This window comes from Okeania sp. (assembly GCF_035285525.1).
Classification (GTDB): Bacteria; Cyanobacteriota; Cyanobacteriia; order Cyanobacteriales; family Microcoleaceae; genus Trichodesmium.
The window spans coordinates 1-9167 of record NZ_JAYKGW010000080.1; the positions used below are offsets into that span (position 1 = coordinate 1).

The 9167-nt window shown below is 35.1% G+C and carries 7 protein-coding genes; 1 reads left to right on the plus strand and 6 read right to left on the minus strand.

The window, feature by feature from the left end:
- Positions 1-33 precede the first annotated feature (33 nt).
- The 3 genes from VKJ25_RS07875 to tyrS all read right to left on the minus strand — a co-directional run bounded on the left by VKJ25_RS07875 (position 34) and on the right by tyrS (position 2736).
- On the minus strand, positions 34-159 hold the full coding sequence (locus VKJ25_RS07875) for a hypothetical protein (RefSeq protein WP_324236072.1): 126 nt from the start codon (positions 157-159) through the stop codon (positions 34-36).
- A 200-nt stretch (positions 160-359) separates the two neighbouring features.
- Complete coding sequence (pyrF, locus tag VKJ25_RS07880; protein WP_324236073.1) at positions 360-1073, minus strand: orotidine-5'-phosphate decarboxylase; 714 nt, start codon at positions 1071-1073, stop codon at positions 360-362.
- Positions 1074-1521: 448 nt separating this feature from the next.
- Positions 1522-2736 carry a tyrosine--tRNA ligase gene (gene tyrS / locus VKJ25_RS07885; RefSeq protein WP_324236074.1) on the minus strand — a complete coding sequence of 405 codons (1215 nt, stop codon included), beginning with the start codon at positions 2734-2736 and terminating at the stop codon, positions 1522-1524.
- Between the two features lie 423 nt (positions 2737-3159).
- On the opposite strand from tyrS, the gene VKJ25_RS07890 reads away from it, so the two are divergent.
- Positions 3160-5103 (plus strand): transglycosylase domain-containing protein, encoded by a 1944-nt coding sequence (locus tag VKJ25_RS07890; protein WP_375340312.1) that lies wholly within the window; start codon positions 3160-3162, stop codon positions 5101-5103.
- Between the two features lie 364 nt (positions 5104-5467).
- Here VKJ25_RS07890 and VKJ25_RS07895 read toward each other — a convergent pair whose 3' ends face one another.
- The 3 genes from VKJ25_RS07895 to VKJ25_RS07905 all read right to left on the minus strand — a co-directional run bounded on the left by VKJ25_RS07895 (position 5468) and on the right by VKJ25_RS07905 (position 8522).
- Positions 5468-5791: a DUF1825 family protein gene (locus VKJ25_RS07895; RefSeq protein WP_324236075.1), complete on the minus strand. Its 324-nt coding sequence runs from the start codon at positions 5789-5791 to the stop codon at positions 5468-5470.
- A gap of 746 nt (positions 5792-6537) precedes the next feature.
- Positions 6538-6999 (minus strand): D-aminoacyl-tRNA deacylase, encoded by a 462-nt coding sequence (dtd, locus tag VKJ25_RS07900; RefSeq protein WP_324236076.1) that lies wholly within the window; start codon positions 6997-6999, stop codon positions 6538-6540.
- A gap of 464 nt (positions 7000-7463) precedes the next feature.
- Complete coding sequence (locus VKJ25_RS07905; protein WP_324236077.1) at positions 7464-8522, minus strand: CobW family GTP-binding protein; 1059 nt, start codon at positions 8520-8522, stop codon at positions 7464-7466.
- Between the last annotated feature and the right edge of the window lie 645 nt (positions 8523-9167).

Genomic DNA, 9167 nt, shown 5'->3' on the forward strand with positions numbered 1-9167 from the left:
TATTTTTTCTCAAATTCCCATTTCTTCATATAATCAAAGATGCTGATAACTGATAACTGATAGAGGAGATTTCAAACATATTTTTAGACTTCCATCTGCTTCAGTTTCCATACTTTGTTGTTTAGAGCTTGGTTTAACTTTTACTTGAAAAATAGTCATCTATTCTTTCTCAAATTCCCATTTCTTCATATAATCAAAGATGCTGATAACTGATAACTGAAATAACTTCTATAGCAATCCTAAATAAGTTGTAAGATTTATAAATGCGGGGTTTGGTCTCAAAATCCCTTATAGCTTGGGTTTAGAGGCCAAACCCCTACAGGTTTTTCCCACATCTTATTCCTGATTACTATATATTTCTAACCTTCTTCAATTTCCTGACAAATACGTTCTAAAGTTTCCTTTGGGTTCACAGCAGCAGTAATAGGTCGGCCAATTACCAAATAATCAGCACCTGCTTTAATGGCCTGACCTGGAGTAAGCGATCGCTTTTGGTCTCCTTTTTCTGCCCAACTTGGTCTTACTCCGGGACAAACTAAGGTAAAATCATCTCCACAAACTTGTCGCAACTGTTCTACCTCTTGAGGAGAACAAACTGCCCCACTTAAACCAGATTCTTTAGCTAACAATGCCATTTGCAAAACATATTCTGGTAATTCTAAAGGAATTTTTAGGTCAAAAGCTATATCACGAGATGTTAAACTTGTCAAGACAGTAATAGCTATTAATTTGGGTGGGTTTTGCCCTGTAGCTTTTGCACCTGCTACAACAGCTTCTTGTGCTTTAGTTAAAGCATTTCTACCGGCAGTAGCATGGATAGTTAATAAATCGACCCCATAACTAGCAGCAGATTGACAAGCTCCCACAACAGTATTAGGAATATCATGGAACTTTAAATCCAGAAAAATCCGTTTTTGACGTTCTTTCAGGATTGAGAGAATTTGAGGACCACAACTAACAAATAATTCTAGACCAACTTTCCACCAGATTATTTCGGGTAGTTCTTCTAGGAGAGCGATCGCTGCTGCCTCAGTTGGAACATCTAAGGGAACAATAATTTTATCAATAGTCATTATTTTTGCTACACTATAAAAACTATAACGTTATAGTTTTGACTAATATTCTAGAGACTAGAGATTTTCTTTGATTTTTCGTCAGAAATTTTCTCTACTCATTTTTTTCTGAGTGGAAGTCTGAGTATTCAGTCTGAAAAATTTCTAGTTATCTATTTCTCAAGATTTAGACTAAAAACTATAACGTTATAGTTTTGACTAATATTCTGGAGACTAGAGATTTTCTTTGATTTTTAGTCAGAAGTTTTCTCTCTTTATATTTTTCTGAGTGGAAGTCTGAATATTCAGTCTGAAAAATTTCTAGTTATCTATTTCTCAAGATTTAGACAAAAAACTATAACGTTATAGTTTTGACTAATATTCTGGAGACTAGAGATTTTCTTTGATTTTTAGTCAGAAGTTTTCTCTATTTAATTTTTCTGAGTGGAAGTCTGAGCAAAAGTTTGAGTTAATTTTTAACCAAACGAACAAAGTTCTTTTTACCTACCCGTAAAACCTTACCATCAAGTTCCGTGGGAGAATCAAAAGTTAAATTCTGGTCAGAAATACGCTCATCATCTAAACGAACAGCTCCTCCAGCAATTTTTTTTCTAGCTTCAGAACTACTCTTACACAAACCACTAGCACTAACAATATAAAATAACTTGGCGGGAAACTCCACAGAAGCTAAAGAAAATTCTGGCACCGCCCCAGTTTGACTCATATCTCCCTCAATCACCATTTTCACAGCCGTTTCTTGAGCGACCAAAGCAGCTTCCTGACCGTGATACTGAGACACAATATCCAAAGCCAAAAGTTTTTGTCTTTCACGAGGATTATCAGAGATACCATCAAGAGGTAAATTTGTCAATAGTTCAAAATACTGTTCTATCTGGTTATCCGGAATTTTTTCCAACTTAGAATACATACTCAAGGGGTCTTCCGACAAACCGACATAATTTCCGAGAGACTTAGACATTTTCTGTACCCCATCAGTACCCAACAAAATTGGCATTAACAGACCAAACTGAGTCTTCTGACCAAAATGACGTTGTAAATCTCGCCCTACCGCAATATTAAACTTTTGGTCAGTCCCCCCCAACTCCACATCAGCATCCACAGCTACAGAATCATAACCTTGCATTAGGGGATACAAAAACTCATGGATATAGATCGGATTTTCCTGTTGATAACGAAGAGCAAAACCTTCCTTAGCCAACATTTGCCCCACAGTCATAGTTGCCAGAAGTTCCAGAGTCTTTGCCAAATCTAATTTAGACAGCCATTCTGAGTTGTAGCGAATTTCTAACCGTCCTGGAGTATCAAAATCCAATATTGGTCGGACTTGCTCCAAATAAGTTTTAGCATTTTCCTTTACCTGCTCTGGAGTTAACTGCCGTCGAACTTCAGATTTCCCAGTCGGGTCTCCAATTCTTGCGGTAAAATCTCCTATGATTAATACTGCTGTATGTCCAGCATCTTGAAATGCCCGGAGTTTTCTTACGGGAATACTATGGCCTAAATGTATATCAGATCCCGTAGGGTCAATTCCCAATTTAACTCTCAAAGGACTATCTGATTTAGTTAACCTTTGGATTAAATTTTCATCTACGTCTTGAGAATTTGGTTGATCAGGGAATATTTCGCTGATTCCACGATGCAGCCATGTAAATTTATCAGTCATTATTTAATCTTAATTTTATTTATAAAAGCTTGATTTTAAGAGTTATTCATAGCAATTTTAGATTGGTTGTGATAATTTTTAATAATAGTTATTTTTCACCAAAAAATCTTTAAAATTTTCTAAGTTGCCAATCTAAAAGCTCTCCTACCTGAATGTACACTCCCAATTCAACGGCTACCCTACCTAACTCCTTACTAAAACCAAAATATAGGATTGCCATAACCGAAATGACTTAGTTCTGCAGTCAGTCTAAGTACTAAAATCATAGCAACCGCCTTGGCGGTTAGGAAATGGATGGATGATGAATCAAAGACCACGGGAACACTTTTCCAACTTTTCCAACTGTTCCAACTGTTCCCTGTTCCCTGTTCCCTGTTCCCTGCTATAAAAATCAGGAAATCTAGTTAAGGAAGTTTAATTAAAGTGTCAACTAACGTTCTCTCCAATAAACAACAAACAAAAAAAACTAACTCTGAACCTTCACCAGTATTCGAGTTCGTTCAATCTGTCAGTAAAGTTACAGCAGGTACAGTATTAGGCATTACTATGCTGACTAGCTCATTAGTTGCTGGTGGATTGGTAGGTTTAGCTATCAGTTTCCGTAATCTCCCAGACGTAAGGGTTCTCAAAAATTATACACCTTCAGAAACAACTCATATCTATGACATTAAAGGTAGACCACTCGCAAGTCTCCATGATGAGGCCAACCGAGAAGTAATACCTCTCGACCAAATTTCTCCACACTTAAAGCGGGCAGTCTTGGCCATTGAGGATAGTAATTTCTACAATCACTACGGTATTTATCCCATTGGTATTCTGCGGGCCTTGGTGGCCAACTTGGAGCAGGGTAAAACTGTTGAAGGTGGTTCTACCATAACTATGCAATTAGTCAAAAATTTGTTCTTATCTCCCACAGCTAAACTTAGTCGGAAAATAGCTGAAGCAGTTTTGGCGATTAGAATGGAACAAATTCTGGAAAAAAATGAGGTTTTAGAATTATACCTTAATCAAATTTACTGGGGTCATAATCTCTATGGAGTTGAAACTGCAGCTAAAAGCTATTTTAATAAGTCTTCCAAGGATTTAACTCTAGCGGAAGCTGCTTTAATGGCAGGTATGATTCCTGCGCCAGAAGGATATAGTCCTTTTATTAATTATCAAAAATCTAAGCAAAGACAAATAACAGTTCTAGCTAGAATGCGAGAACTAAATTGGATTACTGCTGAAGAGGAAGCAGAAGCTCTTAAACAACCTTTGTTAGTGGGTAAAGTTACTTCGTTTAGCAAGAGTAAACTTCCCTATATTACCAATGCAGTTATTCAAGAATTAAGTGAGAGGTTTGGTAAAGATGCTGTTTTGAAGGGAGGAATGCGGATACAAACTACCATTGACATGAACTTCCAACAGATGGCCGAAAAAACTGTGACCGAATGGCATCAGATATTATATTATCGTGGACTTTATCGGAGTTGGGATAAAGGTCAATTGGCATTGGTAGCGGTCGATCCACGGACTCACTTTGTCAAAGCGATGGTTGGTGGGGCAGATTTTAAGACCAGTCAATATAATCGTGCTGTTCAAGCTCGTAGACAACCAGGTTCTTCGTTTAAGCCTTTTGTTTACTATACTGCTTTTGCTTCGGGTAGATATTCACCATATTCGATAGTGATGGATTCTCCTGTTAGTTATCGGGATGGTGGTGGTTATTATTCTCCTCGAAATTATGGTGGTGGATATTCTGGAGCAGTTAGTATTCGTCAAGCTTTACAATCTTCTTTGAATATACCTGCTGTAACGATTGGTCAGAGTGTTGGACTAAATAAGGTAATTGAGGTTTGTCGCATTTTGGGTATCAAGAGTCCGATGGAACCTGTAATTTCTTTACCGTTGGGTTCTGTTGATTTAACGCCTCTGGAAATAGCTGGCGCTTATGCTACTTTTGCTAATAGTGGTTGGCATTCTGATACAACTTTTATTGTCCAGGTAACGGATACTAGCGGAAATGTATTGTTGGACAATACTCCTAAACCAAAATTAGTTTTGAATCAATGGGCTGTGGCATCACTTAATAGTGTATTAGTGGGTGTAATTGAAAGTGGTACGGCTACTAGGGCAAGAATCAGTCGTCAAGCTGCTGGAAAAACTGGTACTACTTCTTCGGAAAGAGATGTTTGGTTTGTTGGTTATACTCCTCAGTTAGCAACCGCAGTTTGGGTAGGTAATGATGATTATCGACCACTTAATTATGGGGCTACTGGGGGAACTACTGTTGCACCTATCTGGCGTGATTTTATGAATCAAGCTATGAGTGGTATGCGTCAAGAATATTTTCCTCCAGCATATAAGTTTGAAAAAGACAGACCGTAGTAATTTTCTAAGGAAAGCATTCAGCAGTCAGCTATTTATTTTACTTTGAGATAAAAGCTATATAATTAAGCAATTTTATCTGATCAAAAATTCAGCTTTCACTTTCTTTATTCGTTTAAATATCCTCCTTAAGGTTAAGGTTTTTATTGCTAAATTATGCAGTTATGACCAAGGAGGTTAGCTGACAGATAATAGCTGAATGGTTCTTTTTGAACAAACTAAAAATAAAAAATATGGCTAGAAGAAAACTGCTTCTTTCTCAATATTTAACTCAGAAAGTAAGCAGCTTTCTTTTCAAATTTTTTATATGGTTTGCCGAGCATATTTAGCTGTGATTAATAAGCAGTTATTTATTGTGACTAAATTAGGACGACTTTTCTAATTCTGATTTCATTCTTTCTAAGGTTATGTGCATTTGATCGAACATTTGTTGGGGAGTAATACCGAATTGATTTAACTGAGTTTTGAGTTGTTCCATAGTCATTTGAGCCATGAAGTCTTCAGATAATTCAAATCTTTTCATAAAAATACGATATCTATCCATCATAGATTCCATTTGTTCTATATACATCTTTTTACCTTCTCGGTCAAATTTGCCATAACCACTTCCGAGGTTAATTAATGATTGATAATCCTCAAATAATTTTTTGGCTTCTTGTTGAACTACTTCTGAATCAAAGAATCCCATAGCTTTCCTTTTTTTTAAATCTAAGATTATATTAACTAAATTTTGTCAGACAGGCTAGAATTTTTTACAGGCTGGAAACCTACTTTTTGACAGTTATTACTTCTATCTTAATATCTGTTAATTAGTCTGTACTACTATTTATTGAATTATAACATTAATTGAGTGGTAGATATTGAACAACAATAGTGTGGAAATACCTATATGTTAGTTCGTCAAACCATATATCAGTTATCAGTTATCAGTTATCAGCACTCAGCTTTTAAATATCTGCTAATTTCTTAGTGTTAACTCTATATTTTTGACTAATGGATAATTTAAGCATTCAGGAGTCAGCTATTAGCTATCAGCTATTAACTCTTGAAGCAAATCTATAATTTCTGGCCAGAATATATACATTAAGTTTAACAATGTCAGATATATGGTTAAAAAGTAGAAGTTAAAAGAGTGCTTCCCATTCATTTTTATTGCGCTTGAACTGACTGCTGACTACTAATAGCTGAATGCTTACTGGATAATTAATTAGGGCTTGCTGATTTATCGGGAACCGTAAAAGTCTGTTGGTAGGGGTAGAAGTCAGAATCTAGAATCCAGTAGTCAGGAGAATTATAGAAGAGTAGGGATGTTGTATGCAACGTCCGTACAAAAGAATAGTCCCTTGATTTTTACCCTATCTTGCTCAAAGAGTTGAACTTTTGATTGTTCAGGAATCCTACTATTAGCCCTAATTATTAATTATTAATTATTAATTATTGAAAGGTTGCTTCTCTTTCTAATAATAAAGTTACCGGACCATCATTCTCTATTTCGACTTGCATCATTGCTCCAAAAATACCAGTTTCTACCTTTAAACCACTGGGTTTTAATTTATCTACAAATAGTTGATAAAGTTGTTTAGCAATTTCAGGAGATGCAGAATTATCAAAAGATGGACGACGACCTTTACGACAGTCTCCATAGAGAGTAAATTGACTAACTATTAATAATTCACCATCTATATCTTTGACAGATTTTTCCCAACGGTTATTGTTACTATTTGGGTCAGGAAATAAACGTATGTTTAGACATTTGCGTACCATCCAATCTATTTCTGTTTCTGTATCAGTTTTGGCAATACCGACAAGTAAATTTAATCCTTTATCAATTTTACCAACAATTTCTCCATTTACTTTTACTTGGGAAAAATTTACTCTTTGGATAATAACTCGCATCTTTCAGTCATCAGCTCTTTCAGTTATTAGTTATCAGTTATCAGCTTTTTCAGTTTGATGAGGTACATTCATGGGAGCAAGATGCACGGTTATTGAAAAATCGCACTGATTAAGATTTAATGATTATAGCAGTTTTCATGTTTTATAGAGTACAGAGATTTGGGTTTAAAGGAAGAAGGAAAAATTTTTGTAGTCTACCTTTCTTTGTGAAAAACGCTATAATATCTTTAACTTCATATACTTGGAATATGCTGTATATCAAATTCGCTGACTTTTAAGAATAAGGTTCTACTATCAGAAAAAAGCAAAAACGCCTAGTTTGTAGAGGGTACGGTTCCCGAAAAATTGGAGACCAAACCCCTACAGTCTACTTAAATTCTACCAATACTACTGGATTTGATATTATCAGTTATCAGCTTTTAAAGATTTCCTAATCCCTTAAATTATTAATTGTTAATTATTAATTATCCATTAATAACACATTCTTCTAATTGCGATCGCAACTTCTCATGTTCTAAGTTTTGACCAATTAAAACTAACTGGTTTTTTGGCTTACCTTTCCACTGATCGTCATCAATAGTAAACCGCTTACCACTTAGATGGAATATATGTCTTGAAGGGCTTTCTTTAAACCATAAAATACCTTTGGCTCGGAACACATTTGTAGGTAATTGATTATCTAAAAAATTCTGGAACTTCTTAATAGAAAAAGGCTGATCACTTTGAAAAGAAATAGAAGTAAACCCATCATTTTCTAAGTGGTCAGAATGATGGTGATGATGGTCATGGTCATGGTCATGATGATGATGATGTTCATGTTCATGTTTATGGTCATGGTTATCAGATTCTATTTCATCAAAATACTTATCTGACTGGAACAAACCCACACTTAGAATTAACGGTAAAGCTACTTCCGATTGTTTAGTTCTAATAATTCTGGCATCTTTTTTAACATCTCTAATTTTCACTTCTAATAAATCTAAATCTGCTGCATCAACCAAGTCAGTTTTATTCAACAAAATAACATCACCATAGACAATTTGACTATATGCTGCTTGGCTATTAAATAAGTCGATACTATAGTTAGCAGCATCTACCAAAGTAATAATTGAATCTAGGCGAGTCATATCTCGTAACTCAGTTCCTAAAAAAGTTAAAGCTACTGGCAATGGGTCAGCTAAACCAGTAGTTTCTACTACCATATAATCAATTTTTTCTGGTCTTTCTAAAACTTGATAAACTGCATTAACTAAATCTTCATTAATCGTACAGCAAACACAACCGTTACTAAGTTCTACCATTGTCTCATCTGCATCAGTAGAAACAATTAATTCATTATCAATTCCAAGTTCTCCAAATTCATTGACTAAAACAGCAGTTTTTACACCCTGTTGATTTTGCAATATATGGTTAAGTAAAGTTGTTTTTCCACTGCCAAGAAAACCTGTAATTATTGTTACTGGTAAACCCTGTTTTGATACATCCATTTTTGAAGTTTCTAATTGAGTAGTTGTTGATTCCATAGTCTGGCTCGAAAATTACGTTTATTGTGATTTTTAATTGGGATTAAATAAGTAATCAGCATTCAGCAGTTAGTAGTAAACTTTTTTAAGAGAATTTAAACTCTTCATCAACCTTCTGGTTTATAGAAAATGGGGATTTAATTTAGAGCTACAAAAAGTTAATGACTGATTGCTAAAAGCTAATACTTAGTTAATAAAAACAAGAGTTGTATTGCCTCTAAATTAAAATTGAAGCTGTCCTAATAAAACATAGATAAGCAGAAATATTTACTTTCTATTTAGGCTAGTACGATTATTATAGTAGGTTAAATACTTCTCAAATAAGAAAACTAACTTAAATCTATGTAGCAATTTTCAATAGGAATTACTGATTAAATTTAGAGATATTTCTGTTTTTCTAAGATACAATACTGCGGGCAAGATGCCCGCACTACAATATTTTCAGCATTTACCTTGTACGTAATTTGCCCAAAATCTGCTTATCTGTGCGTCTTTCCCTCCCCGGATCTGCATCCCCTATAGCTTGCCTACCCCCTTATCCTCCTTATCCTCCTTATCCTCCTTATCCTCCTTATCCTCCTTATCCTCCTTATCCTCCTTATCCTCCTTATCCTCCTTATCCTCCTTATCCTCCTTATCCTCCTT

What these genes read in the sequence shown, in the direction of transcription:
- VKJ25_RS07895 (WP_324236075.1), bottom strand. Translation starts at nt 5,791, where the DNA reads ATGGGATTCTTTGATTCAGAAGTAGTTCAACAAGAAGCCAAAAAATTA.
- tyrS (WP_324236074.1), bottom strand. Translation starts at nt 2,736, where the DNA reads ATGACTGATAAATTTACATGGCTGCATCGTGGAATCAGCGAAATATTC.
- dtd (WP_324236076.1), bottom strand. Translation starts at nt 6,999, where the DNA reads ATGCGAGTTATTATCCAAAGAGTAAATTTTTCCCAAGTAAAAGTAAAT.
- VKJ25_RS07905 (WP_324236077.1), bottom strand. Translation starts at nt 8,522, where the DNA reads ATGGAATCAACAACTACTCAATTAGAAACTTCAAAAATGGATGTATCA.
- pyrF (WP_324236073.1), bottom strand. Translation starts at nt 1,073, where the DNA reads ATGACTATTGATAAAATTATTGTTCCCTTAGATGTTCCAACTGAGGCA.
- VKJ25_RS07875 (WP_324236072.1), bottom strand. Translation starts at nt 159, where the DNA reads ATGACTATTTTTCAAGTAAAAGTTAAACCAAGCTCTAAACAACAAAGT.